19 protein-coding genes and 3 pseudogenes are annotated in these 24,690 nt (G+C 70.6%); 11 read left to right on the forward strand and 11 right to left on the reverse strand.

The annotated features are described in order from the left end of the window. Window positions 1–2 precede the first annotated feature (2 nt). The gene (locus OG707_RS36550; protein ID WP_329126132.1) at window positions 3–536 is read right to left on the reverse strand and encodes a hypothetical protein; all 534 of its coding nucleotides are present in this window, start codon (window positions 534–536) and stop codon (window positions 3–5) included. Between the two features lie 99 nt (window positions 537–635). Here OG707_RS36550 and OG707_RS36555 point away from each other — a divergent pair, with 99 nt between their 5' ends. Then, complete coding sequence (locus OG707_RS36555; protein WP_329126134.1) at window positions 636–1,553, forward strand: ornithine cyclodeaminase family protein; 918 nt, start codon at window positions 636–638, stop codon at window positions 1,551–1,553. Between the two features lie 145 nt (window positions 1,554–1,698). Further along, entirely contained in the window at window positions 1,699–4,101 is a 2,403-nt protein-coding gene (locus tag OG707_RS36560) for a glycosyl hydrolase family 95 catalytic domain-containing protein (protein WP_329126136.1), read from the forward strand. 7 nt (window positions 4,102–4,108) lie between these two features. Here OG707_RS36560 and OG707_RS36565 read toward each other — a convergent pair whose 3' ends face one another. From OG707_RS36565 to OG707_RS36580, 4 genes are all read right to left on the reverse strand, one after another. Continuing rightward, window positions 4,109–4,576, reverse strand: coding sequence for a hypothetical protein (locus tag OG707_RS36565; RefSeq protein WP_329126138.1), 468 nt, complete (start codon window positions 4,574–4,576; stop codon window positions 4,109–4,111). 9 nt (window positions 4,577–4,585) lie between these two features. Beyond that, a complete protein-coding gene (locus tag OG707_RS36570; RefSeq protein WP_329126140.1) occupies window positions 4,586–5,821 on the reverse strand; it encodes a L,D-transpeptidase in 1,236 nt (411 codons plus the stop codon). A gap of 102 nt (window positions 5,822–5,923) precedes the next feature. Next, a complete protein-coding gene (locus OG707_RS36575) occupies window positions 5,924–8,368 on the reverse strand; it encodes a beta-glucosidase (protein ID WP_329126142.1) in 2,445 nt (814 codons plus the stop codon). A 139-nt stretch (window positions 8,369–8,507) separates the two neighbouring features. Then, window positions 8,508–9,569: a LacI family DNA-binding transcriptional regulator gene (locus tag OG707_RS36580; RefSeq protein ID WP_329126144.1), complete on the reverse strand. Its 1,062-nt coding sequence runs from the start codon at window positions 9,567–9,569 to the stop codon at window positions 8,508–8,510. 152 nt (window positions 9,570–9,721) lie between these two features. Here OG707_RS36580 and OG707_RS36585 point away from each other — a divergent pair, with 152 nt between their 5' ends. Both OG707_RS36585 and OG707_RS36590 read left to right on the forward strand, forming a co-directional pair. Continuing rightward, window positions 9,722–10,972, forward strand: a complete 1,251-nt coding sequence (locus tag OG707_RS36585) for an MFS transporter (RefSeq protein ID WP_329126146.1) — start codon at window positions 9,722–9,724, stop codon at window positions 10,970–10,972. A gap of 49 nt (window positions 10,973–11,021) precedes the next feature. Further along, a complete protein-coding gene (locus tag OG707_RS36590; RefSeq protein WP_329126148.1) occupies window positions 11,022–11,714 on the forward strand; it encodes an alpha/beta fold hydrolase in 693 nt (230 codons plus the stop codon). Here OG707_RS36590 and OG707_RS36595 read toward each other — a convergent pair. Further along, window positions 11,686–12,780, reverse strand: coding sequence for a mechanosensitive ion channel family protein (locus tag OG707_RS36595; protein ID WP_329126149.1), 1,095 nt, complete (start codon window positions 12,778–12,780; stop codon window positions 11,686–11,688). The two genes, OG707_RS36590 and OG707_RS36595, sit on opposite strands and share 29 nt — an antisense overlap. Window positions 12,781–12,938: 158 nt before the next feature. Between OG707_RS36595 and OG707_RS36600 the strand changes: the two genes are divergently transcribed. Genes OG707_RS36600 through acuI form a run of 4 tightly spaced genes read left to right on the forward strand, consistent with a single transcriptional unit; the run spans window position 12,939 to window position 16,486 of the window. Next, window positions 12,939–13,592: a TetR/AcrR family transcriptional regulator gene (locus OG707_RS36600; RefSeq protein ID WP_329126151.1), complete on the forward strand. Its 654-nt coding sequence runs from the start codon at window positions 12,939–12,941 to the stop codon at window positions 13,590–13,592. Window positions 13,593–13,622: 30 nt separating this feature from the next. After that, window positions 13,623–14,381: an SDR family NAD(P)-dependent oxidoreductase gene (locus OG707_RS36605; protein WP_329126153.1), complete on the forward strand. Its 759-nt coding sequence runs from the start codon at window positions 13,623–13,625 to the stop codon at window positions 14,379–14,381. A 47-nt stretch (window positions 14,382–14,428) separates the two neighbouring features. Continuing rightward, window positions 14,429–15,469 carry an NAD(P)-dependent alcohol dehydrogenase gene (locus tag OG707_RS36610; RefSeq protein ID WP_329126155.1) on the forward strand — a complete coding sequence of 347 codons (1,041 nt, stop codon included), beginning with the start codon at window positions 14,429–14,431 and terminating at the stop codon, window positions 15,467–15,469. 30 nt (window positions 15,470–15,499) lie between these two features. Beyond that, window positions 15,500–16,486 (forward strand): acrylyl-CoA reductase (NADPH), encoded by a 987-nt coding sequence (gene acuI, locus OG707_RS36615; protein WP_329126157.1) that lies wholly within the window; start codon window positions 15,500–15,502, stop codon window positions 16,484–16,486. Window positions 16,487–16,496: 10 nt separating this feature from the next. Here acuI and OG707_RS36620 read toward each other — a convergent pair whose 3' ends face one another. From OG707_RS36620 to OG707_RS36630, 3 genes and pseudogenes are all read right to left on the reverse strand, one after another. Then, window positions 16,497–18,374, reverse strand: coding sequence for a CASTOR/POLLUX-related putative ion channel (locus OG707_RS36620; protein WP_329126159.1), 1,878 nt, complete (start codon window positions 18,372–18,374; stop codon window positions 16,497–16,499). Between the two features lie 125 nt (window positions 18,375–18,499). Then, window positions 18,500–19,429: a carbohydrate kinase family protein gene (locus OG707_RS36625; RefSeq protein ID WP_329126161.1), complete on the reverse strand. Its 930-nt coding sequence runs from the start codon at window positions 19,427–19,429 to the stop codon at window positions 18,500–18,502. A gap of 71 nt (window positions 19,430–19,500) precedes the next feature. Further along, window positions 19,501–20,028: pseudogene (locus OG707_RS36630) on the reverse strand (MFS transporter); the annotation flags it as partial. Between the two features lie 127 nt (window positions 20,029–20,155). On the opposite strand from OG707_RS36630, the gene OG707_RS36635 reads away from it, so the two are divergent. Further along, window positions 20,156–21,313: an RNA-guided endonuclease InsQ/TnpB family protein gene (locus tag OG707_RS36635; RefSeq protein WP_329126163.1), complete on the forward strand. Its 1,158-nt coding sequence runs from the start codon at window positions 20,156–20,158 to the stop codon at window positions 21,311–21,313. A 101-nt stretch (window positions 21,314–21,414) separates the two neighbouring features. Here OG707_RS36635 and OG707_RS36640 read toward each other — a convergent pair. Continuing rightward, a pseudogene (locus OG707_RS36640) lies at window positions 21,415–22,055 on the reverse strand (carbohydrate ABC transporter permease); the annotation flags it as partial. Window positions 22,056–22,164: 109 nt separating this feature from the next. On the opposite strand from OG707_RS36640, the pseudogene OG707_RS36645 reads away from it, so the two are divergent. Further along, window positions 22,165–22,500: pseudogene (locus OG707_RS36645) on the forward strand (GH32 C-terminal domain-containing protein); the annotation flags it as partial. A 245-nt stretch (window positions 22,501–22,745) separates the two neighbouring features. Here OG707_RS36645 and OG707_RS36650 read toward each other — a convergent pair. Next, entirely contained in the window at window positions 22,746–23,324 is a 579-nt protein-coding gene (locus OG707_RS36650) for a TetR/AcrR family transcriptional regulator (protein ID WP_329126165.1), read from the reverse strand. Window positions 23,325–23,412: 88 nt separating this feature from the next. On the opposite strand from OG707_RS36650, the gene OG707_RS36655 reads away from it, so the two are divergent. Further along, window positions 23,413–24,294, forward strand: coding sequence for an SDR family oxidoreductase (locus OG707_RS36655; RefSeq protein ID WP_329126166.1), 882 nt, complete (start codon window positions 23,413–23,415; stop codon window positions 24,292–24,294). The last annotated feature ends 396 nt before the right edge of the window (window positions 24,295–24,690 follow it).

Raw genomic sequence — 24,690 nt, forward strand, 5'->3', positions numbered from 1 at the left:
GGTCACTCCTCGAAGTAGGCGTCCAGGACCGCGTCGAGCTGTGCCGTCCACTCCTGGACGACGTCCTTGCCGCTCGCCGTGATCTCGACCCAGTACTGGTGCCGGTTCGGCATGTGCACGGTGACCGTGAGGCGGCGGCCGTTGCGGGACGTGTTGTACTCGACCGCGCCGATCTCCTTCCAGTCGAAGTCGACCTCCAGATCGTCCTGGCGCAGGCGGACACCGGTGCGGTCCGCGACGGCCGAGGCCCGGCGGTCGGAGGCGTCGCAGGAGGGGCCTTCGTCGTCGGAGGCGTCGCTGTCTGAGGCGTCGCTGTCGGCAGCATCCTCGGCGGGAGCCACGTCCTGCGGTTCGGCCTTCTCCGGCTCGGTGACCACGGACTCGGTCGCCGCTTCCTCCGGTTCGGGCGCGACGGCCTCGGCATCGTCGGGCGCGGCGGCGCGCGCGGGCATGAGACCGGGGACGAACGCCGGGTCGATCGCGGCGGCGTGAACGGTCGGACTGTCGGGGCTTATACGCTGTTCCACGGTGCGCATTATGGACGATGTACCTGTGTGGCGGGCGTGAACATCGGCAAGCAGTCGGATACATGAGGGACGTACTGTCCCGTTCGCCAGTTGAGTGAGGTAAGTCCCGTGCACCAGCCGCAGTCGTTGCCGCTGACCGATGTCCCGATGTCCGCCGCCGTGGAGGCTGTCGAGGCCGTACTGGCGGCAGGCCTCGACCCCGAAGGCGAACCGGACCGATCCGTTCTCGGCGTACCCGGTGGGCAGTTGCTGCTGATGCCGTCGTCCACCGTCGCGTACACCGGAGTGAAGATCGCCACAGTCACTCCGGAGAACCCCGGGCGTGGCGTGCCGCGCGTCCAGGGGCTCTATCTCCTCCTGGACGGGGTGACGCACACCCCGGTCGCGCTCCTCGACGGCATCGCCCTGACTTCGCTGCGGACCCCCGCGGTGTCCGCGGCGGCGCTGCGCCGGCTCGCCGTGGCGGACGCCCGGCGGATGCTGGTGTTCGGGACCGGGCCGCAGGCGTGGGGGCATGTCGAGGCGGTACGGGCGGTCCGGCCGATGCTGGAGCACGTGGACGTGGTCGGCCGCGACCCGGTCCGGGTCGCGGCCTTCGTGGCGCGCTGCCGCGAAGCCGGGCTCTCGGCGGATGCGGCCGGCCCGCAGGACGTGGCGCGCGCGGACATCGTCTGCTGCTGCACCACCGCACGCGAGCCGCTGTTCGACAGCGCTCTGCTCGCCCCGCACACCGCGGTCGCCGCGGTCGGGTCGCACGAACCCGATGCGCGCGAGGTGGACGAGCAACTGGTCGCGCGGGCCACCGTGGTGGTGGAGTCGCGCTCGGTGGCGCTGCGCGAGTGCGGGGACATCGTCCTGGCCGTGGCGGCGGGCGCCTTCGATCCCGCACGGCTGCACACGCTGGACGCTCTCGTACGCGGCGAAACGGCTGTCCCCGAGGACCGTCCGCGGTTCTTCAAGTCCGCCGGAATGGCGTGGGAGGACCTGGCGGTGGCGGCCGCCGTGTATGAGCGGCAGCACGGATAGCACGTCAAGACATCGGAGCTATCTTGCTCAATTGCCGCCTCACGGCGGCTTATTCGGTGCAGAACGTTGACGTGGCCCCACAGAGCTCGTACGTTTCCGACGCCCGCCGCAGCGCTGCGGCACCCCATGTCGAAGGGACCGGAAGATGACGAGCCCCGCCGAGCAGTCCTCGACCTCGCGCCGCACCGTTCTGCGTGCGGCAGGAGGAGCCCTGGGAGCGGGGCTCGCGTTCGGCGGGGGGATGCGGCCCTTCACGGCGGCCGCCGCCACCCGCCGCCCGGAGGCGGCCAAGGCGCACAAGGTGTCCGCAGCGGGCGCCGTGGCGCTGCGCTACCCCGCCCCCGCCGACGAGGCGAAGATCATCGAGCAGGGGCTGCCGGTCGGCAACGGCCGCATCGGAGCGCTGACGACCGGCGGCCCCGCGAGCGACGTCCTCTACCTCACCGACGCCACCCTGTGGACCGGCGGGCTGAACGACGCCCTGCAGAGCGACGGTCAATTCCCCTACGACACCACACAGTTCGGCTCCTTCACCCTGCTCGCGAAGGCCACCCTTGACCTCCCCGGCCACACCCCCGCGGCCGTCACCGGCTACACCCGGGGCCTCGACCTGAGCAACGGCCTCAGCACGGTCTCGTACGAACACGAGGGCGTGACCCACCACCGCGAGACGTACGCGAGCCACCCCGACGAAGTCGTCGTCGTCCGCCTCACGCAGAGCGGCGGCGGCCGGTACACCGGCTCCCTCACCCTCGCCGGATGGCACGGCGAGACGGCCGCGGCCGACGGCGCCACGGTCTCGTTCGCCGCCGCGCTCCCCAACCAGCTGAAGTACGCGGCCGCGGTCACCGCCGTCAGCACCACCGGAAGCATCACGGCGGCCGGCAACAAGGTCACCTTCACCGACTGCGAGGACGTCACGCTCCTCCTCACCGGCGGCACCAACTACACCCCCGACGACACCACCGCCTTCAAGGACGCGGCGCTCGACCCGCGTACCGTCGCCACCGGCCGCATCCGGGCCGCCGCAGCAGCAGGCGCGGCCGGCCTCCTGAGCGCGCATCTCGCCGACTACCAGGCCCTCTTCGGCCGGATGACGGTCGACCTCGGCACCTCCAGCGACGCACAGCGAGCCCTCGACACCGCCGCGCGCCTCACCGCACTCGGCGCGGCGGGCGCCCCGGCCGACCCCGAATTCGAGGCCGCCTACCTCCAGTTCGGCCGCTATCTCATGATCAGCGGCTCGCGCGACAGCGTCCCCCTGAACCTCCAGGGCCTGTGGATCGACCGCACCGACCCGGACTGGATGGGCGACTACCACACGGACATCAACGTCCAGATGAACTACTGGCTCGCCGAACGCGCCGGTCTGCCCGACTGCTTCGACGCCTTCCTCGACTACTGCGTCGCCCAGATACCCTCCTGGACCCGCACCACACAGAAGGTGTTCAACGACCCCCGCAACGGCTTCCGCAACTCCAGCGGCAAGGTGGCCGGCTGGACGACGGCGATCTCCACCAACATCTACGGCGGCATGGGCTGGTGGTGGCACCCGGCCGGGAACGCCTGGCTGTGCAACTCGCTCTGGCAGCACTACGAGTTCACCCAGGACCGCGCCGTCCTGAAGAAGATCTACCCGCTGCTGAAGGGCGCCTGCGAGTTCTGGGAGGCCCGGCTCATCACCACCACCGTCACCGACCCGGGCACCGGCGCGAGCCGCGAGGTCCTGATCGACGACAGCGACTGGTCGCCCGAGCAGGGCCCCACCGACGCCAAGGGCATCACGTACGCGCAGGAACTGGTCCGCGACCTCTTCGTGAGCTACCGCGCGGCCGCCGCCGCACTCTCCCGCGACTCCGCCTACGCGAAGACGATCGCCGGACTCCAGTCCCGCCTCTACCTCCCGCAGGTCAGCCCCACGACCGGCTGGCTGGAGGAGTGGATGAGCCCCGACAACCTGGGCGAGACCACGCACCGCCACCTCTCGCCGCTCGTCGGCCTGTTCCCCGGGGACAGGATCACCCCCGCGGACAGCCCCGCCGAACTGGTCACGGGCGTAAGGAACTTGCTCACCGCGCGCGGCATGGAGAGTTACGGCTGGGCCTGCGCCTGGCGGGCCGCCTGCTGGGCGCGGCTCAAGGACGGCGAGAAGGCGTACCAGCTGATCCGCACCAACCTGAAGCCGTCGGTCAACACGAGCAACGGCACCTCGCCCAACCTCTTCGACATGTACGACCTCGGGTCCCGCGCCACCCTGCAGATCGACGCCAACTTCGGCACCCCGACCGCGATGCTGGAGATGCTGGTCTACTCCCGCCCGGGCGTCGTCGAACTGCTCCCCGCCCTGCCCGCGGCCTGGGCGGCGTCAGGGCGTGTCACCGGCATCGGCGCCCGCGGCGGCATCACCGTCGACCTCGCCTGGCGGGACGGGAAGGTCACCGAGGCGACGCTGCACAGCGTCGGTGGGGCGACCACCGAGGTACGGACAGGCGCATGGAACCGGACGGTCCGTCTGAGGCCGGGCAAGAAGGTGACCCTGCGCCCCTGAACCACGGTCAGGTCCGCGCGCTGATCCAGCGCTCCAGTTGGGCGATGAGATCGTCGGCCGCACCCAGGTCCCGGCTGCCGTCGGTGACCAGGGTGCGGCCGTTGTGCACCAGTCGGTACTCGAAGCGGTCCCGGGACCGCTCGTCGATGCTGCGGGCGGGCAGGGCGGCGAAGTCGACGGCGTCCAGGAGCGATCCGAGCCGGGTCCGTTCGGCGTCCGACAGGTCGCGGGACGTGTGGCCGCCCTTGCGGTCGGTGACGAGGACCTTCCCACCGGGACGGATCTCGATGCCGCGCCGCACGCCGGCGAAACCGCCGCTGACGTTGAGGCTCACGACGCCCGCGTCAGCGGCAGAGGCAGAGGCAGCGGAGGACGGCGCCGAGGATGCGGAACCGGACGCGGCGCTGCCGCCGCAGCCGGTCAGCACCAGCGCGGCGACGACAACGGCGAGGAACCAGCGGACGCGTAGGGCCACCCCGTCATGCTAAAGGGCGCTGCCCGCCTTCCACTTGTCCCAGGAGAGGTTCCAGCCATTGAGGCCGTTGGCCGGATCCACCGTGTCCTCGGTCGAGTTGACGACCTCCACCACGTCGCCGAGCATCGAGCTGTTGTAGAACTCGGCGCCCGGTACCGACTTGTCGTTCGCACCCTTCGCATCGTGCAGGCCCACACAGCCGTGGCTGGTGTTGCTGGAGCCGAAGACCGAGGTCGAGGCCCAGTAGTTGCCGTGGACGAAGGTGCCCGAGGTGGTCAGGCGCTGTGCGTGCGGGACGTCGGATATCGAGTACTCGTCGCCCAGGCCGACGGTCGAGGAGTCCATCTTCGTCTGCTTGAACCGCTCGCTGATCACCATCTTGCCCGACCAGGTGGCGTGCTCGGAGTCGCCGCCGCTGACCTTGTAGGTGGCGGTGGTCTTTCCCTCGCGCTTGACCGTCATGGTCTTCGCCTTGAGGTCGACCGTGCTCACCTGGTTGCGGCCGATGTGGAAGACGACGTCCTTCGACTGCTTGCCGTACACCCCGTCCGCACCCTCGACGTCCTTGAGCCGCAGCCCCAGGGTGACCTTCGTGCCCGCGGCCCAGTACTCCTCGGGCCGGAAGTCGAGCCGGGTGTCGCTGAACCAGTGCCCGACCACCTCGACCGGGGGGTCGGCGGTGACGGTGATCGCTTTCTCGACGGCGGCGCGGTCGGTGACGGCGTGCGTGAAGTTGAGCGACACCGGCATGCCGACGCCCGAGGTCGAGTCCGCCTCGGGTGTGAAGTAGCCGACGAAGGTGGAGCCGGGGGAGCGGGTGGTGAAGGTCGACGTGTGCGCGCCCGCACCGTCGACCTGCGCCGTCACCGTGTACTTCGTACCGGAGTACGGGTGCGCGGAGGACGTCCACAGGGTCCGCGCCGCGTTCAGCTTCCCGGCCAGGGCGGTGCCGCTCGCGTCGGCGACCTTCACGGATGCGAGGGTGCCGCCCGCCACCGCGACCGTCACCGGCACGCCGAAGTCGGCCTTGCCCGACCCGTCGGCCGGGGTGACGGTGACGGTCGCCGCCGCTGCCGCGGACTTCGACGCCGCGGCCCCGTCCTGGCCGGCCGCTCCGGCGGACCCGGCGCATCCCGCCAGTGAGGCGAGCGGGACGACGCCGAGCGCCGCAAGGACGCCGCGCCGGCTCCAGTTCCGGTCCGGGGCCGCCGTCCGCGAGGAACCAGCGGTCTCATTCGTGCCCACATCGCGCCTTTCGTACGTCCGACTGCTGCCGGTTCAGCGTGCTCCGCGCAGATGTGGGCGTTCTGTGAGAGGCCGGTGGGCCAGGTGAGATTCTCCTGAAAGTCAGGCCTCCAGGACCGCCGTCAGCCTGCGGTCGGCGACGGACCGGCCGGCCTGGACCTCGTACGCACCCTTGATGTACGCCCAGGAGCCGGACGCCTCGTCCCAGATCTCGAAGGCGCGCCGGGGCAGCGCGATCCGGACCTCGACGCTCTCGCCGGGGGCCGCCTCGGCGCCCGCGTAACCGGCGAGCCAGCGGGCGGGGCGCTCGGTGTCGGGCTCGGCCGGGGCCAGATAGACCTGGACGGTCTCGCGGCCGGTGCGCTCTCCGGTGTTGCGGACGCGGACTACGGCCGTGGTCCCTTCGAGGGTGATCGACTCGTATGCCCAGTCGGTGTATCCGAGTCCGTGACCGAAGGCGTACGCAGGCGTCCTGCCGCTCTTCTCCCAGGCGCGGTAGCCGATGAACACGCCCTCCGTGTACGGGAGTTCACCGTCCGCCGGGGTCACCTGGGTCACCGGGACGTCCTCGAACGCCGCGGGCCAGGTCGTGGGCAGCCGCCCGCCCGGCTCCTCGGCGCCCAGCAGCACGTCCGCGAGCGCGGCCCCGCCCTCCTGGCCGGGGAACCAGCTCAGCAGCACCGCCGCGACCTCCTCGCGCCACGGCAGCTCCACCGGGGAGCCCGCGTTCACGACGACCACCGTGTTCGGGTTGGCCGCCGCCACCGCGCGCACCAGATCGTCCTGGCGGCCCGGGAGCCGCAGATCCTTGCGGTCGAAGCCCTCCGACTCGACGCGCTCGGTGGTGGCGACCACGACGACCGCCGCGTCCGCCCCGCGCGCGGCCTCGGCCGCCTCGGCGATCAGCTCGTCGGCGTCGCGCTGCGGGCCGAGGTGGGCGAGGGCGAATCCGACGGCCTGGATGGGCGACCCGGCGTCCTTGAGGACGGTGTACCGCAGGCTGACCTCGACCGGCTTCCCCGCCTCCAGTGCGACCCGGCCGCGCTCGACGGGCGCCCCGAAGAACGCCTCGAAGGGGTCGATGCCCGCCTTGGGGAGGTTCTCCCCGTCGAAGAGCACCCGGCCGTCGACGCGCTGGGCGAATCCGCCCAGGCCCCGGGTGCCGAAGTGGTGCGTGCCGGACTCGCGCGGGGTGAAGGTGCCGGTCAGCTCCACGCTGTGCAGCGTCTCGTGGGTGACCCCTTCGGGGAGATCGTTGCCGATCCACTGGATCTGCCCGTTCGGGGCACTGGAGGAGCCGATCACCTCGCCGGCCGCGTCTCGGCAGACGGCGCGCAGTGTGAACCCCTGCCCTGCGACGGTCAGTTCGTCGTTGGGGTCGGCGCCGACGACGTAGTGCACGGCGTTCTCGGGGAGGGCGGCCGTCAGCCCGTCGAGCGGGGAGACGACATGGTCGGGGAAGACCTGGGCGGAGCCGCCGCCCAGCACCCGCGCGTCACGGGCGGCGGCGCCGACGACGGCGACGCGGCGGACCGAGGACGCGTCCAGCGGGAGGGTGCGGCGCTCATTGCGTACGAGAACGAAGGAGCGGCGGGCGATCTCGCGGGCCAGCGCCTCGCCGTCGACGGGGGCGGGCAGCTCGGTGACGGCGGGCTCGGCGCCGTCGAGGACGCCGACGCGGGCGGCGAGGTGCAGCACATTGCGTACGGCACCGTCGACGACGGACTCCTCGACCTCGCCTGCCCGGACGGCGGCGGCGAGCGCCGGGCCGTAGACGGTCCGCGGTCCCGGCATGGCGACGTCGAGGCCGCCGGTGATGGTGCCGTTCGTCGACCGGGCGGCCATCCAGTCCGAGACGATGTACCCGTCGAAGCCCCACTCGCCGCGCAGCACCTCGTTCTGCAGGTAGCGGTGCTCGGACATGGTGGTTCCGTTGACCGAGTTGTAGGCGCACATGATGCCCCAGGGGTGGGCGTTCCTGACGATCGCTTCGAACGGCGCGAGGTAGAGCTCGCGCAGCGCCCGCGCGCCCACGAGGTTGTTCACCGTGAAGCGGTCGGTCTCCGCGTCGTTGGCGACGAAGTGCTTGACGGTGGTGCCCACGCCCCCGGACTGGACGCCCGTGACATAGCCGGTCGCGATCTCGCCCGTCAGGTACGGGTCTTCGCTGTACGCCTCGAAGTGGCGGCCGCCCAGCGGCGACCGGTGCAGATTCACGGTCGGCGCGAGCAGTACGTGGACCCCCTTGCGGCGCGCTTCCTGCGCGAGCAACACCCCTGCGCGGCGGGCCAGTTCGGGGTCCCAGGTCGCGGCGAGAGCCGTCGGGGACGGCAGGGCGACCGACGGGTCGTCCGCGGTCCAGCGCACCCCGCGCACCCCGATCGGGCCGTCGGACATGACGAGCGACTTCAGCCCGATCGAGGGGAGCGCGGGCAGCGACCACATGTCCTGCCCGGCGAGGAGGCGGGCCTTGTCGTCCAGGCCGAGCGCGCCGAGCGCGGTCTCGACAGCGGCCTCACAGGCGGCGCTGGTGCTGGGGGTGGTCATGAGGAGCTCCTGGTGGTGCGCTGGTCGGTGCGTGCGGGCTCCTCCATCCTGCTCCCGAATGCCGAGTGAATGGTAGGTGTTGTTATCGATCTGTGATCTTTTGGGTAGAAGGAGGCAGTGCTGACCGGGCCGTCGGTCCTCACGCGGTGCGGCTGGAGTCCCTCGCCTCGACGTGCACGGACGACTTGAAGTGGACGCCGGGCGGCGTCTGCGGCTCGCGGATCAGCCGGTCCACCAGGGCGGCGATCTCCTGAGCGCCCGGCAGCTCGATCCGTACGCTCGTCAGCCGCGGCCGCAGCAGCCGGGCCAGCAGCAGATCGTCCGCGCCCACCACCGCGGTCGCGCCGGGGATGTCGACCCCGGCGTCCTGGAGCGCGCGCATCAGCAGCATCGCGTACTCGTCGTTGTACGCGAAGACAGCGTCCAGCCCCAACTGCGGCCAGCGCGCGACGAGTTCGGCCGCCGACTCCTCGGTGCAGGAGAGCTCCAGCGGTACGACCCGGGCGCCGGGAACCCCTGCGGCGGCGGCCTCGGCACCGGCGAGACGCGGCGCGCTGAACATCTGCAGCCCGTGTTCCTGGGGCACGACGACGCCGATGCTCCGCCGCCCGCCGGCCAGGAGGTGCTCGGCCGCGGCCGCGCCCACCGACTCCTGGTCCAGCGGGATGCCGTGCGAGCCGGGCACGGGCGGCGGGCCGTGCGAGACGACCGCCGACGTGCCGGAGCGCTTGAGGATCTCGACCGAGCGCTCGGTGAGCGGGGTGCCGAGGGTGGCGATGACCGCGGCCGGGCGCAGCGCGGCCCAGGCGCGCGCGGCCTCCTCGGGGGCCTGGCCGATGCTCGCGCCGTGCAGGACGCCGGTGTACCCGTACCCCTGCAGTGCGGTCTGGAAGTCGGCGACGAACGCCGCGAACAGCGGCCCGAAGGCGGGCACCGTGTCGGCGGGCGCCGTGATCAGGACCAGATTGCTGCTCCCGGAGCGCAGGGAGCGGGCCGCCGCATGCGGTACGTAACCGAGCGCCTGGGCGGCGGCGTGAACCCTGGCCTGGGTCGCCTCGCTGACGCGTCCTGCGGCCTGGCCGTTGAGCACGTAGCTGACCGTCGCCCTGGACACGCCGGCGAGCTGTGCGACTGCCGCGCTGGTGGGGGCGGTTGCGGTGCCCGGGTGGGGGGCCGGGCCTGCGCCGCTGCTGTCGTTCATCGTGCTGTGCATTCTTTCACAGCGATCTTTTCTCCCGGAGGTCTGGTGGAGGGGGAGGGGTGGGTGCTAAACATCCGTTACACGTGTCAACTGACACGTGTAACCACTCGCTCTCGGTCACCGTCGACCGACCGTCCGAGGAGGAGGGCACCGTGGCCCTTTCCGCCCCGCAGGTCCAGCAGCCGGACCATCAGGACCACCAGAAGCAGCAGCGCACTCCGCGCGGCCTGCTGCCGCTGCTCGCCGTCGGCAACACCGCGATGTACTCGCTCTACATCGGTGTCGGCGGCGTACTGCTGCCGCTGCAGATCGAGCACATCGACAAGGCCCACAAGGTCGCCCTGCTCGGCATCGTCAGCGGCGCCAGCGCGGTCTTCGCCACGCTGTTCAACCCGGTCGCCGGCGCCCTCTCGGACCGCACCGGCCGCCGCAACCCCTGGATCCTGGGCGGCGGCATCGCCGCCGTCGGGGCGATGGCGCTGCTGGGAGGGGTGAAGACGGCGCTGCTCGTGGGCATCGCCTGGTGCATCGGGCAGGCCGTGATGAACGTCTTCCAGGCCGCGCTCACCTCGGTCGTCCCCGACCGGGTCCCGCTCGGAGCGCGTGGCAAGGCCTCGGCAGCGGTCGGCCTCGGCATCCCGCTCGGCTCCACGCTGGGCGCCGTTCTCGGATCGGCCTTCGAGGACCGGATCGCCACCGGATATCTGGTCTTCGGACTCATCGTCGCCGTCGCCGCCGTGCTCTTCACCGCCTGCACCCGCGAGGAGAGGCGCCCGGCGCGTCCCGCCGTGCCGTTCCGGGCGCAGTTCGCGGCGTTCCTCGGGGCGCTGCGCCACCACGACTTCCGCTGGGCGTTCATCGGCCGGGCGCTGCTCGTCCTCGGCTACTTCTGCGTCTTCGGGTACCAGCTCTACATCCTTCAGGACCACATCGATCTGCCGTCCGGTCTCTCGCCCACCGGGGCCGTCGCCGTCCTCACGCCGCTCTCGTCGGTCGCGATGGCCGTGTCGACGGTCGTCGGAGGTCTGCTCTCCGACCGGATGGACCGGCGCAAGGTCTTCGTCGGAGCCTCCGCGCTGATCTCCGCGGTCTCTCTGCTGCTGCCCGCGCTCTCGCCGACCTGGCCCGCGATGATCGCCTTCGCCGTGCTCAACGGCTTCGGCTTCGGCTGCTACATGGCCGTCGACAACGCGCTCGTCTCGATGATCCTGCCGAGCACCGAGGACGCCGCCCGCGATCTGGGCGTACTCAACATGGCCAGCGCGGGCCCGCAGATCCTTGCTCCCTTCGTCGCCTCGGTGATCGTCTCGGTCTCCGACGGCTACACCACCCTGTTCGTCGCCGGCGCGGTGCTCGCCGTGTCCGGCGCACTGTCGGTGCGGCCCATTCGTGGCGTGCGCTGACCGGCGCACGCATCCGCCCACAGCCGTACGCAATGAGAAAGGCACGACCATGAAGCTGAACACCCACGTATGGGGCTCCGGCGACCGGACCGCCCTGCTGGTCCACGGGATCATGTCCGACCACCGCACCTGGCGCCGGGTGGGACCCGCTCTCGCGGACCTGGGATACCGGGTGATCGGCGTCGACCTGCGCGGTCACGGGGAGAGCGGCCGGGGCGCGTACAGCGCGGAGATCTTCGCGGACGACCTCGTCGAGACGCTGCCGGCCGGTGCGGAGCTCGCGATCGGGCACTCGCTGGGCGGTATGGCGCTCTCCCTCGCAGTCGAGCGGCTCGCCCCGGTGCGTGCCGTCTACTCCGACCCGGCCTGGGCGCTCGGTCAGGGGATGTCGGTGGATCCGGCCGTCTTCGTCGAGTTCCGCCATGCGACGCGCGAGATGATCGCGGGCCTCAACCCCCGCTGGGAGGAGGCCGACATCGACGTCGAACTCGCCACGCTGGCGGCCTGGGACCCGCAGACCGCGCTCTCCCTCGCGGGGGAGAACGCGATCGACCGGATCCCGGAGCGGCCCGTCGTGCCCTCGCTCGTACAGGCCGCCGACCCCAGCTTCCTGATCTCCGAGGACCTCAAGGAGGACCTGGCGGGCCGCGGGTTCGAGGTCCGTACGGTCAAGGGCGCCGGACACACGGTGCACCGCGATGACTTCGACGGGTTCATGGCGTCGCTGGACGGCTGGGTGTGACGGTGCGCTGATGCGGGATCGGCAGCACGGCCTCGGTCTCGGCCTGCTGCACCGCCACGGTGCGCGTCGGGGCGGGGATCTTGATCCCCTCGGCGCGGTACCGCTGGTGGAGGCGCTTGATGAACTCGTGCTTGATCCGGTACTGGTCGCTGAACTCGCCGGCCCGCAGGATCACCGTGAAGTTGATCCGGGAGTCCCCGAACGTGTGGAAGCGGACGGCCGGTTCGTGGTCGGGGACGCCGCCGTCGATGTCGCGCATCACGCTCTCCACGACCTCGGAGGTCACCCGCTCGACGTGCTCCAGGTCGCTGTCGTAGCCGACACCGACCTGGACGAGCACCGACATCTGCTGCTCGGGCCGGTTGAAGTTGGTCATGTTGGTGCCCGCGAGCCGGTTGTTGGGGATGATCACGAGGTTGTTCGACAGCTGCTCCACCACGGTGTTGCGCCAGTTGATGTCGACGACATAGCCCTCCTCCCCGCTGCTGAGCTTGATGTAGTCACCGGGCTGCACCGTCTTGGAGGCCAGGATGTGCACCCCGGCGAAGAGGTTGGCGAGGGTGTCCTGAAGGGCCAGCGCGACCGCGAGGCCGCCCACGCCGAGGGCGGTCAGGAGCGGGGCGACGGAGATCCCGAGGGTCTGCAGTACGACGAGGAAACCCATCGCCAGGACCACGACGCGGGTGATGTTGACGAAGATGGTCGCCGATCCGGCCACCCCCGATCTGGACTGGGCCAGGGACTTCACCAGGCCGGTGATCACCCGGGCCGCGGTGAGCGTCGCCACCAGGATGAGCAGCACGGTCAGGGTCCGGCTGACGTTGTGGCTGACCCGCGAGGTCAGCGGCAGTGCGGCGGCGGCCACGGCCACTCCGGCGGCGAAGGCCGCCCACGGCGCCAGGGTCCGTACCGCGTCGACGATGACGTCGTCACCGCTCCACCGGGTCCTGCGCGCCCGTTCGCCCAGCCAGCGCATGGCGGCCCGGAGCAGCAGCCCCGCCACGAGCCCGGCTGCCACGGCGATCCCGGCGACGATCAGATCGTGCAGCGTCAGAGCCCGGTTCACCGGCCTCCTCCCGCCGACGACGACGCCTGGGCGGACGGTATGTGATGTGTCGTCACCTTTTACCTGCTCGATTCTCGGGGGCGAAACGATCAGTCATCCTGCCGTACGCGATCGGCACAGTTATGTCCCACTGGGACATTAGTGTTACAGTCCATGGCATGGGCATCGAAAAGACCGGCCCGGACGGCCGGAGGCAGCGCACGCAGCGCAGCCGTGAGGCCATGGTGGCCGCGGCCACCGACCTGCTGCTCGAACGCGGCCTCGACGGTGTGACCGTCGAGGGGATCGCGGAGCGCGCCGGAGTCACCCGACGCACCTTCAGCCGGCACTTCCCCGGCAAGGAGGAGGCGATCCTCGGCGAGGTGGCCGAGACCGGACACCGCATCAACGACGCGCTCCGCGGCCGGCCGGCCGACGAGTCGCCGCTCATGGCGTACTGGCAGGCGGTCTGCACCTGGCTCGCGGACGACTTCGGCGGTGAGGGTGCGGCCGCTCTGCCTGACCGTCTCGAGCTGTTCCGCAGGATCGACAGGGAGCCCGCGCTCTTCGCCGCCTTCCAGCACCTGCGCATCGACGCGGAGGCCGAGTCCGTACGGATCATCGCCGACCGCCTCGGCGTCGACCCGGCCACCGACCCCCGTCCCGCGGTGACCGTGGGCACCGGGGCCGGCACCCTCACCGCCGTGCTGCGCGCCTGGTCGCGCGGGACCGACCCCGATGCCCTCTCCGCCCTGGCGGAGCAGTACTTCGGAGCGCTCGCCGGGCTGCTGCCCGTCGGGAGCGCCGATCAGCACCACTCGCAACACGAGTAACACCAGTAATTCCAGAAGGTCGTGAAGAACATGAGCACCACCCCCGAATTCGACGGCAAGGTCGCCCTCGTCACCGGCGCCGCTTCCGGCATCGGTCTTTCCATCGCGGAGAAGCTCGCCGCGCGCGGAGCCGCCGTCGTCATCGCCGACTACAACGAGACCGGCGCGAAGGACACCGCCGACCGTCTCGCGGCCTCCGGCGCCCGTACCGCCGCCGTCGCCCTCGACGTCACCGACGCCGCCTCCGTCGAGGCCGCCGTCCGCTTCACCGTCGAGACCTTCGGCGCCCTCCACCTCGCCGTCAACAACGCCGGGATCGGCGGCCCTTCGCGGCCGACCGGCGAGTACGACATCGCCGACTGGGACCGCGTCGTCGCCACCAACCTCAGCGGCGTCTTCTACTCGCTGCGCCACGAACTGCCCGCGATCGTCGCCTCCGGCGGCGGCTCGGTCGTCAACATGGCCTCCATCCTCGGCACCAACGGCTTCGCGGGATCGCCCGCTTACGTCGCCGCCAAGCACGGCGTCGTCGGCCTCACGAAGACCGCCGCGCTGGAGTACGCCGCCCAGGGCGTACGCATCAACGCCGTCGGCCCGGGCTTCATCGAGACCCCGCTCCTCGCGGGCTCCGACGGAGTGGCCCACGACCACCTCGTCTCCCTCCACCCCCAGGGCCGCCTCGGCCTCCCGGACGAGGTCGCCGAGCTGACCCTGTTCCTGCTCTCCGAGAAGGCCTCGTTCATCCAGGGCAGCTACCACCTCGTCGACGGCGGCTACTCGGCCCGCTGACCGGCCGCCGCCCCGCCCCGCACCCGTACAAGGAGGTACGAAGCACCATGAAGGCTCTGCAATACCGTCAGGTGGGCGCCGCCCCCGAGGTCGTCACCGTCCCCGACCCCGAACCGGGCCCCGGACAGGTCCTGTTGAAGGTCACCGCCGCAGGCGTCTGCCACTCCGACATCGCCGTGATGTCCTGGCCGGCCGAGGCGCTCCCCTTCCCGCTGCCCCTCACCCTCGGCCACGAGGGCGCCGGCACCGTCGCCGCCCTGGGCGCAGGTGTCACGGGCTTCGAGATCGGCGACCCGGTCGCCGTCTACGGCCCCTGGGGCTGCGGCAGCTGCGCCAAGTGCGCGGAGGGCAAGGAGAACTACTGCCTGCGCGCCGACGAGCTGGGCATCCGCCCGCCCGGACTCGGTGCGCCCGGCGCCATCGCCGAGTACATGATCGTCGACGACCCGCGCCACCTCGTCCCGCTGAACGGCCTCGACCCGGTCAAGAGCGTCCCGCTCACCGACGCCGGGCTCACCCCGTACCACGCGATCAAGCGCTCACTGCCCAAGCTGGTGCCCGGCTCCACCGCCGTCGTCATCGGCACCGGCGGACTCGGCCACGTCGCCGTCCAGCTGCTGCGCGCCATGACCTCCGCGCGCGTCGTCGCGCTCGACGTCACCGAGGAGAAGCTGGCCCTCGCCCGGAAGGTCGGCGCGCACGAGACCGTGATCTCCGACGCCGACGCCGCGGCGAAGGTACGCGAACTGACCGGCGGACGCGGCGCCGAGGCGGTCTTCGACTTCGTCGGAGCCCCGCCCACCACCGCGATCGCGGGCGCCTGCGCCGCCGTCGAGGGCGATGTCACCATCGTCGGCATCGGCGGAGGCACGCTGCCCGTCGGCTTCGGTGTCCTGCCGTACGAAGTGTCCGTCACCGCTCCCTACTGGGGATCCAGGGCGGAGCTGACCGAGGTGCTCGACCTGGCGCGGGCCGGGGCGATCGACGTCCACGTCGAGACGTACACGCTGGACGAGGCGCCTCTCGCGTACGAGAGACTGCACGCGGGGAAGATCAACGGCCGGGCCGTGATCCTTCCCAACGGCTGAGACCGCACGTCGAATCGAGGAGAGCGAACCATGTCATTCCGTGCCATCCGCATCGTCAGTGACGAGGCCGGCCGCCGCGCCGGGACGGTGACCCTCGACGAGAACGATCTGCACGAGGGCGATGTGACCGTCGCGGTGGACTACTCCACCGTCAACTACAAGGACGGTCTCGCGCTCGCCGACAAGGGCATCGTGCGCAGCTACCCGCTGGTCCCCGGCATCGACTTCGCCGGCACCGTCGAGTCTTCCACGCACGCCCGGTTCGCCCCCGGCGACAAGGTCGTCCTCAACGGCTACGGAGTCGGGGAGAGCCACGACGGCGGCCTCGCCCAGAAGGCCAGGGTCAGCGGCGACTGGCTGGTCCCGCTGCCCGCCGGGCTCACCACCCGGCAGGCGGCGGCCATCGGCACCGCCGGATACACCGCCATGCTCAGCGTCCTCGCCCTGGAGGACGCCGGGGTGACCCCGGAGAGCGGAGGCATCCTGGTCACCGGCGCGGCGGGCGGCGTCGGCTCGGTCGCCGTCGCGCTCCTGGCCCAGCTCGGTCACCGGGTGCTCGCCTCCACCGGCCGCCCCGAGACCGCCGACTATCTGCGGGCCCTGGGCGCGGCCGAGATCATCGACCGTACGACCCTCTCCGAGCCGAGCCGCCGCCCGCTCGCCTCCGAGCGCTGGGCGGGGGCCGTCGACACGGTCGGCAGCCACACCCTGGTCAACGCGCTGGCCGCCACCCGCTACGGCGGCACGGTCACCACCTGCGGTCTCGCCCAGGGGGTCGAACTGCCCGGCACCGTACTGCCGTTCATCCTGCGCGGTGTCACGCTGGCGGGCATCGACTCCGTCCACGCGCCGATGGAGCGCCGCATCAGGGCGTACGACCGTCTCGCGCGCGACCTGGACCTGGAGAAGCTGGAATCGATGACGACGGTCGTCGGTCTCGACGAGGTGCCGGCTGTCGCGGACCGCATCCTCGCCGGGCAGGTGCGCGGCCGCACGGTGGTGGACGTCAACGCCTGACGCGGCGGGTTCAGCTCGCGGCCAGGACGATGACGCTGTCGCCCGCGCTGAGGGTGAGCCGCTGCTGCTTGTCGGGGTTGAGGCGCGTACCGGATTCTCCGGACTGGCGCCGGAAGCCGATCGCCGCGTGGCCTTGGCGCCTGGCCGACTCCACGACCGTGTAGAAGGCGATCTCCCGGTCGAGGACGACATAGTCCTCCGCCGGCTTGAGATGGATTTCGCTGCCGTCGGCGCGGAACAGGTCGTCGAAGACCCGGGCCAGTTCCCGGTTCTCGGCGACCTGCGTCATCAGCAGACTGATCAGTTTGCCGCTCACGATGAAGTCGTTGTCCTCGCTGACCGGGGCGAGGGCACGATTGCGGTCGTCGGTGAGCTCGGCGACCACCGGCAGGTCGCGTCCCACGGCGGTCTCCATGTCGCGCAGGTGCAGCAGGGTGACGAGCGTGCGGCTGTCCGCCTTGCGGCCCGACTCCTCGTCGTCCTCGCTCAGCACGACGATGTGGTCGTACGCGCCGATGTCCAGGCTGCGCAGCAACTCCCGCTCGGTGACGTCGCCTTCCTGGAAGGACACCTTGAGGCGCTCCGCCGAGGTGCCCGGGGCCTCGGCCTGTTCGTACATCGCCGAGTCCCCGGCGACGACGACCAGGACCGAGCCGTCGGCCACGTAGTCGTACAACTGGGTGATGACCGCGGTCGCCCGCCGGTTCCAGCCGAGCATCAGGATCCGCTCGGGCTGCTGCTCGCGCGCCTTCGGCTCGACGATGGCGGCCTCGTCGACCGGGTGGTCCCGGCCGGAGACGACGACGGTGTCGTCGTCGCGGGAGATGGCGATGATCCGGTCGCCCTCGCGCACGGGGGCGGCCGAGGGCGGGTTGAGGGCGAGCGAGCCGTCGGCGCGGAGCAGCCCGATCACCGACGACGTGTCGTACGCGAGGAGCGCGTCGCCGAAGGTCCTGCCGACCAGCGCGGGCTCGGTGAGCATGTAGAACTCGTCGCCCGCGTAGTTGAGCAGGTCCATGTAGACGAGCGAGAGGCCCGGCTGACGGCAGGTCTGCACGATCAGGCGTGCCGCGGTGTCGTCGACGCTCAGGACACAGGCCCCCGATCCGGCGGCGAGCCGGGCCGCTTCCCGGTTGCGCCCGTCCTGTACGGCGGCGACGAAGTGGTGCGGACGCTCGCGGGTCCTGGTGCGGGGGCTCCTGGTCAGCGCGAGCAGCGTCTTGACGATCTCCGCGTCACCGTCCTCGCCGCCCGGCGTCAGGACGATCACCGACCGGGCGCTGTGCGGGCTGACCCGGTCGATGTCCGACGGGTCGGTCGGGGTGCCGGTGCGGCAGATGACCCGGGTGGAACCGGTCCTGCCCACCCGGGCGTGGATCTCGTCCTCCATGGCGATCTTGTCCTTCTCGGCGAGGATCGCGACGGTCGAACGGCGCTGGTTGGAGTTGGCCTCGATCAGTTCGGAGACGATCGGGAAGATCTGCTCCGACCAGCCGAGGAGCACGGTGTGCTCCTCTTCGAGGACCACCGATCTGCCGCGGCGCAGGTCCATGATCTTGCGGTTGACGCCCGCGGCGATCAGCCCGACCAGGGTGGAGGCGAAGAACAGCCCGACCAGGGCCAGCAGAACCGACAGCAGGACGAAGGCCGGTGTGCCGACCGCGCCGCCCAGCTTGAAGGTCGATCCGACGGTGCGCCAGATCTGGAGGAGCTGGTTGTGCACCGTGGTCGGTGTGTGGACGTCGGCCCACACCAGCAGGGCGCTCGTGGGGATCACGATGGCCAGACTGATCGCCGAGAGCCAGCCGATCAGGGCCGGTGTGCCGCGGGACATCGTGTTGTCGAACCAGTACCGAAGACGTGGACTGACGGTCTGTTGGCGGGCCATGCCGCACGTCACCTCCAGAGGGCTGCGGGACGCGGACGTCCCGCGCCCTCGGCCCTTGATCATTCACTGGAGGCGGGCCGGTCGCGGCGGTAGGCGGTGGCGTGGCGGGGCATATGGCCCCACGGTTACCCCTTCGTGGCGAGCGGCGGCGGCAGTTCGTCCGCGTACGGCGGCTCGGCGCCGGCACGCGAGCAGGTGACGGCGGCGGCGCGGGCGGCGAAGCCGAGCACCTCGGACCAGCCGTCGTCGTCCAGGGCTGCCAGGGCGCCGGGCGCCAGCAGACCGCGCCGGTCGAGCGCGTGCAGCAGGGCCGCGTTGACGGTGTCTCCGGCGCCGATCGTGTCGACGACCTCGACCTTCTCGCCGGGTACGGAGATCTCGGCGCCGCCCTGGGTGAAGACGGTGAGCCCGTCCCCGCCCCGGGTGACCACGACCGCGGCGGGCCCGGCGGCCAGCCACCCCGGGACGTCGGCCCCGAGCCACTCGGCGTCCTCCTCGCTGAGCTTGAGGAGGGAGACGTGACGGAGCCAGCTGCGGAACCGGGCCCGGTAGGCGTCCGCGTCCGGGATCAGCCCGGCCCGGATGTTGGGGTCGAGCGCGATGAACACCCCGCGCGCGGCCTCCCGCCGCATCAGCTCCTCGTACGCGCTCGCCCCCGGCTCGAGCACCAGCGAGCAGGTGCCGAGCGACAGCGCCCTTGTCCGGTCGGGCAGTTGACCGGGCACCTCGAAGAGCCGGTCCGCGCTGCCTTCGACGTAGAAGCCGTACGAGGCCGAGCCGCCCGCGTCGAGCGACGCGACGGCGAGCGTGGTCGGCTCGGGCCCGCGCTGCACGAGCTCCGTGTCGACCTTCTCCTCCGCCAGCCGTGCGACCAGAGACCCGCCGAAGGCATCGGTGGAGACGCGCGAACAGAAGGAGACGTCCGCCCCGAGCCGCCCGAGTGCGACGGCGGTGTTGTACGGGCCGCCGCCGCGCGCGGGCAGCAGCGGTGCCAGCACGTCACCACGGGCCTGCGGCACCAGGTCGATCAGAGCCTCACCGGCGACGACGATCACAGGGTTTTCCTTTCGGAGGTACGGCGGCACGGCCGGAGCCTACGAGCTCCGGCCGCGGTGGACCAGCGCGGTCAGACGTTCAGGGGCACCCGGGCGGGCTGCGGGTCCGGAACGGGCAGTGTGCCGGTCAGGACCTTGGTGTCGGAGCGGAGGGTGAAGACCGAGACGAAGGTGAAGAGGGCCACGAAAAGCGACATGATCACATAGGTGTGGGGGTAGCCGATCCGGTCGTAACCGACGCCCGCCAGCGGGGAGATGACCGCCGCGCCGATCTGCGTCGCCAGCTGGAAGCCGACCAGATAGATGGAGGACGACAGCCGGGACTCGAAGTGGCCGTTGATGTACTTGAAGACGGCGATCAGCATGATCGGCAGCTCTGCCGCGTGCAGCAGCTTGACCGCGGATATCGCGGCCGGGTCGGTGACCAGCCCGGAGAGGAGGATCCGGGTCGCCATGATGCAGCCGGAGACGAGCAGGGACTTCTTCGCGCCGAGCCGGTTGACCAGGAAGGGCGCGAGCGCCATGCCGCCCGCCTCCAGGAAGAGCTGGACGGAGTTGAGGTCGCTGAACATCCGGTTGCCGTTGGCGGTGGTGGAGAAGAGCGAGGCGAAGCGGCAGCTCCCTGCGGAGGGAGGATACGGACCTACATCCCTGTTGTCTCGGGTTTATGTATAGAGGTCGGAAAGATTGTGGTGCGCGGGGGTGTTGGTCGTAGCGTCGGCCGTGATGAAGCTGGTGGTGCGGGTGAAGCTGCTGCCGTCGCCCGTACAGGCCACGGCACTTGAGGCGACCCTGCACGCCTGCAACCGGGCCGCGAACCATGTCTCCAGGGTGGCGTTCGAGCGGGGTATCAAGGACCGCAACGGTCTGCAGAGACTCCTGTACACGGACGTGAAGAGCACCTTCGGGTTGTCCGCGCAGCCCACGGTACGGGCGATCAAGAAGGTCGCCGACGCCTACACCACCCTGACCGCGCAGGCCAGGAATGGTCTGCTGGGCAAGCCCACCTCCCAGCGGTACAGGGCGGCCATGTCCCACCCGATTGCCTTCCGTCCGGAGGCGGCGCAACCGTTTGATGATCGGTGTTTGTCGTGGCAGCACGACGCGCGGACGGTCTCGATCTGGACCGTGCACGGCCGGATGAGAGGCGTCGCCTACACCGGCTCCGCCGACCAGTTGAAGGTGCTGGACCAGTACCGTAAGGGCGAGTCTGACCTGGTGTACGAGGGCGGGAAGTGGTTCCTGATCGCGACCTGCGATGTCTCCGACCCCGAGGTGTCTGAGCCGGTGGACTTCATCGGAGTGGATCGCGGGATCGTGAACCTGGCCACCACCTCCGACGGCACCAATTACCAGGGCCGAGGCCTGCGCCGCTACCGCAACTGGTGCGCTCGCAAGCGGGCCGAGCTGCAGAAGAAGCAGACCCGCTCGGCCAAACGCCGCCTCGCCCGGCGGGCGAAGAAGGAGCAGCGCCATGCCACCCACCTGAACCACAAAATAGCCAAGGAGATCGTGTCGGTCGCCCAACGCACCGGTCGCGGGATTGCCGTCGAGCAGTTGGACGGCTTCCGGGACCGGGTACGGCTTCGACGTGACCAGCGCGGCACGCTCTCCTCCTGGCCCTTCCACCAGCTTGAACAACACCTCGCCTACAAGGCACGCCAGGCCGGGGTCGCGTTTGTGGAAGTGGATCCGGCCTACACCTCGCAGCGCTGTCCGCGCTGCGGACATACCGAGAAGGCCAACCGGCCGACCCGGGATGAGTTCCGTTGTCGTCGGTGCGGTCTCGCTGGACCAGCCGACGTCGTCGCCGGGGTCAACGTGCGCAACCGCGCACGCTCGGCGTGGGCATTCGTCACCATGCCCGTCCCCAGCACAGCGTAGCCACGCAAGGTCGGGGAGATGCGACCCGTGACCGCCCCCTCGTAGCGGGCAGTCGGGAGCGCGACAAGGCGTGAACCACCGAGATCCCAAGCCCGGTCCGTTCACGGCCAAGAAGGTGACCTGTTGACTCCTGCGGAAGTGATGCCCTCACGGAGAGGGCGCTGGCCGATGGCGAAGACGGCGATGGCGGGGATCATGGAGAGCACGACTCCGGCAAGGACCACGGAGATGGAACACGTGCCGAGATTGCCCTGGAGGGAGACCAGGCCGAGCGGCAGCGTGAAGTTCTGGGGCGAGGTCTCCAAGACCAACGGCCGGAAGAACTCGTTCCAGTGGTAGTTGAAGGCGAGTACGCCGATGCTGGACAGGCCGGGGCGGCGAGCGGTGCGTACACCGAGCGGAAGACCAGCCAAGGACCCGCGCCGTCGATCATCGCGACCTCCCCGAGGTCCTTGGGCATGCCGAGGAAGTACTGGCACATCTGGAACGTGCCGAAAGCGGTCGGGAACGCCGGGACGATCAGTCCGAGCAGGGTGTCGGTGAGGCCCATCGACTTGAGAACGAGGAAGACCGGCGCGATCGTGACCTGCAGCGGCACCGTCATGGTCGCCAGGACCAGGCCGAACAGCGGCTTCTTGAAGCAGAATTCGAGGCGGGCGAAGGCTTAGCCGGCAAGACCGGCTGTGATCATCTGGCCGGTGGCGGTCAGTGCGGCCACCAGGGTCGAGTTGAGGGCCAGGAGACACGCGCGAACGGTGACATCTGGTCGGGTTAGTCGAGCAGCAGCTGGCCGTCGACGGCGAGGTCGCCGAGGTCCACGGTGCGCGAGACGTGCCGATCCAGGCCGGAGGGGCGCAGGAGTCCAGTTGCGCAGATCCGGCGACGGAAGCCGCCACATCGACGCGGGCGTCTACAACGACTACGCCTTCGTCAACCGGCGCGGCGCCGCCAACCCCGACACCTCGGGCAACTGGCAGGAGAGCCACACGCCCTTCGACCCGTCGCTTCGGAAGGTCACGATGCGCATACTGGTCGACCGCACCACGGTCGAGGTGTTCTTCGACGACGGCCGCTATGTGCACTCGATGGAGGCGTTCCCCTACCTCGTCGACACGGGGCTCGCACTGTTCAGCGTCGACGGCGGCGCGGTCTTCAGGAACACGGTGATCAGGGAGTTCACGGTCTGAGAACCCGCTCGGCCGGCGTCCCCGGCCGAGCGCCGTCCGCGGTGACGGCCGCCCCTCCGCCCATGTGACCGTGCTCAGCTTGGTCCAGCCCCAGAAGCTGTGCTCACGCTGGTCCTGGGGGGCTGTCTGCGCAGTAGGTCATCTGTCAGCAATTGGCTTGGAGGTCTGTCAGGAAGAGCTCGGTGTCTCGGAGGCAGTCGACGGGCGCCGCAGCGCCCATGGCGCCGGCAGCCGGGCGGCATGGATCAGCCCAGCGATGCCGTTGCCGCACGCAGGTCTTCCAGGGCTGCCAGTGCATGTGGCGCGAGCCCTTCTGTGTCATCGCGATCGCTTTCGGACCACTGGGCGTATCCCCGCTTGAACGCGAGGACCCCCAGCTCGCCCGCGAGGTGCGCGGTCGGGTCGGCGACGCCACGGGCGATGAGCGCGGCTGTCATGGCGGCCGCGAGACCGACGCTCTTGAGGGCGTCGCGCTCTTGTAGTTCGGTGCTGGCTGCCACGGCTGCTTTGAGGCGGGGGCCGAGTTCGCGGTTCGCCGGCCCCATGGCGCTCGATGCGCGCTCGAGACCGGCTGCTACCGCCTGGAGCGGGCTGGCGCTCGTAGGGGCCTCGGTAATGCCATCGGCGAGCAGCCTGCTGAGCGTCTCCTGGCCGGCGACCAGTAGCTCGCGCTTGTCGGAGAAGTGCCGGAAGAAGGTGCTCTTGGTGACACCGGCGCGCTCGGCGATCTGCGTCACCGTGGTGGCGTCGTAACCCTGCTCGGTGAAGAGGTCGACGGCCGCAACGACGAGTCGCTGGGTCGCCCCCGGTTGCCATCTGGTCATGCGACCAGGATAGGTGATGGGACACCTGTCCCGTCACCATGTAGGGTCAGTGATGGGACAACAGTCCCATCACTTTCAGGGAGAGCTCATGCATGTCTTCGTCACCGGCGGTACCGGCACCATCGGCTCCGCCGTCGTCGCCGAACTCCTCGGCAACGGCCACACCGTTCTCGCACTGGCCCGCTCGGACGGCTCCGCGCAGACCCTTGAAAGTGCTGGTGCCAAGGTGCTGCGAGGAGACCTGGCGGACCTCGACGTCCTGCGGTCCGGCGCAGCGCAGTGCGACGGCGTGATCAGTCTGGCGTTCGGACGCGACTACAGCAGTCCGGACGCTCTCGCGCAGGCCATCGCCGAGGAGAGCGCTGCTCTCGCCACGCTGGGGCAGGAACTCATCGGAAGCGACCGCCCGATTGTCACGGTCTCCGGGACGCCCTGGGTGCCGGGACGCGCCTCCACCGAGGCCGATCCGCTGCCGACCGACGGACCGGTGGGCGGTCGGGGCCGTTCGGTCAATGCACTGCTGGACCTCGCCTCAAGTCGTGTGCGCAGCACGGCTGTCCGCATGCCGCGCACGGTCCACAACGAGGGCAAGGGCGGTTTTGCCGGCCTGTTGTCCGATCAAGCGCGCCGCACCGGGGTGGCCGGCTACCCGGGCGACGGCACCCAGCGCTGGCCGGCCGTACACGCACTCGACGCAGCCGTCCTGTTCCGTCTGGCCCTTGAGTCCGCACCGGCCGGGACAGCCTGGCACGCCGTCGGCGACGAGGGCGACGCGGTGCGGGACATCGCCACAGTCATCGGCCGGCGACTGGGTCTGCCGGTCGAGGCGGTGTCGGAGGAGACCTTCGGCCCGTTCGGCCCGATCTTCGCCATGGACCAGCTGGCGTCCAGCGCCCACACCCGCAACGCCCTCGGGTGGCAGCCGACCCACTCCAGCCTCCTCGAGGACCTGGAAAACATTCAGCCCTGACGCACGCCGGTTCCAGGGGACCGGACGGGGCCGGCTCAATGGGTCACAGGCGATGGGCCAGTACGCACGGTTACCGGGACACTCCAATTCGCCGTGGGCGACTGCCTTCTTGAGGTCGAGTACGTCGTTGTCCAGGCCGCGGAAGCCCAGGTCCGGCAGGGCTCCGAGGCCGGCGGCGCGCAGGTGGGCCAGGAGGTGGTCGTGGCGGGCGGCGGTGTTGTCGGCTCAATGCCGCAGCCGTGGCGACCCGTCGCACCATCGACACTGCGGCCGGTGATCGCCGGCTGATCGACATCAACCGCAAGTCGACCGCCGGCTGGCTCCGCACAGATCTCCCGGACCGCGACTCCCCGAACGCCACGGCGCCCTCGCGCCAGCCGTCCACCAGCAGTGCCA

Source organism: Streptomyces sp. NBC_01465 (genome assembly GCF_036227325.1).
GTDB lineage: Bacteria > Actinomycetota > Actinomycetes > Streptomycetales > Streptomycetaceae > Streptomyces.

Bases quoted from the DNA above. Each gene is read 5' to 3' on its own strand.
- OG707_RS36550 (WP_329126132.1), bottom strand. From the start codon at position 536: ATGCGCACCGTGGAACAGCGTATAAGCCCCGACAGTCCGACCGTTCAC.
- OG707_RS36560 (WP_329126136.1), top strand. From the start codon at position 1,699: ATGACGAGCCCCGCCGAGCAGTCCTCGACCTCGCGCCGCACCGTTCTG.
- OG707_RS36575 (WP_329126142.1), bottom strand. From the start codon at position 8,368: ATGACCACCCCCAGCACCAGCGCCGCCTGTGAGGCCGCTGTCGAGACC.
- OG707_RS36580 (WP_329126144.1), bottom strand. From the start codon at position 9,569: ATGAACGACAGCAGCGGCGCAGGCCCGGCCCCCCACCCGGGCACCGCA.
- OG707_RS36590 (WP_329126148.1), top strand. From the start codon at position 11,022: ATGAAGCTGAACACCCACGTATGGGGCTCCGGCGACCGGACCGCCCTG.
- OG707_RS36600 (WP_329126151.1), top strand. From the start codon at position 12,939: ATGGGCATCGAAAAGACCGGCCCGGACGGCCGGAGGCAGCGCACGCAG.
- OG707_RS36605 (WP_329126153.1), top strand. From the start codon at position 13,623: ATGAGCACCACCCCCGAATTCGACGGCAAGGTCGCCCTCGTCACCGGC.
- OG707_RS36610 (WP_329126155.1), top strand. From the start codon at position 14,429: ATGAAGGCTCTGCAATACCGTCAGGTGGGCGCCGCCCCCGAGGTCGTC.
- acuI (WP_329126157.1), top strand. From the start codon at position 15,500: ATGTCATTCCGTGCCATCCGCATCGTCAGTGACGAGGCCGGCCGCCGC.
- OG707_RS36620 (WP_329126159.1), bottom strand. From the start codon at position 18,374: ATGGCCCGCCAACAGACCGTCAGTCCACGTCTTCGGTACTGGTTCGAC.
- OG707_RS36635 (WP_329126163.1), top strand. From the start codon at position 20,156: ATGAAGCTGGTGGTGCGGGTGAAGCTGCTGCCGTCGCCCGTACAGGCC.
- OG707_RS36650 (WP_329126165.1), bottom strand. From the start codon at position 23,324: ATGACCAGATGGCAACCGGGGGCGACCCAGCGACTCGTCGTTGCGGCC.
- OG707_RS36655 (WP_329126166.1), top strand. From the start codon at position 23,413: ATGCATGTCTTCGTCACCGGCGGTACCGGCACCATCGGCTCCGCCGTC.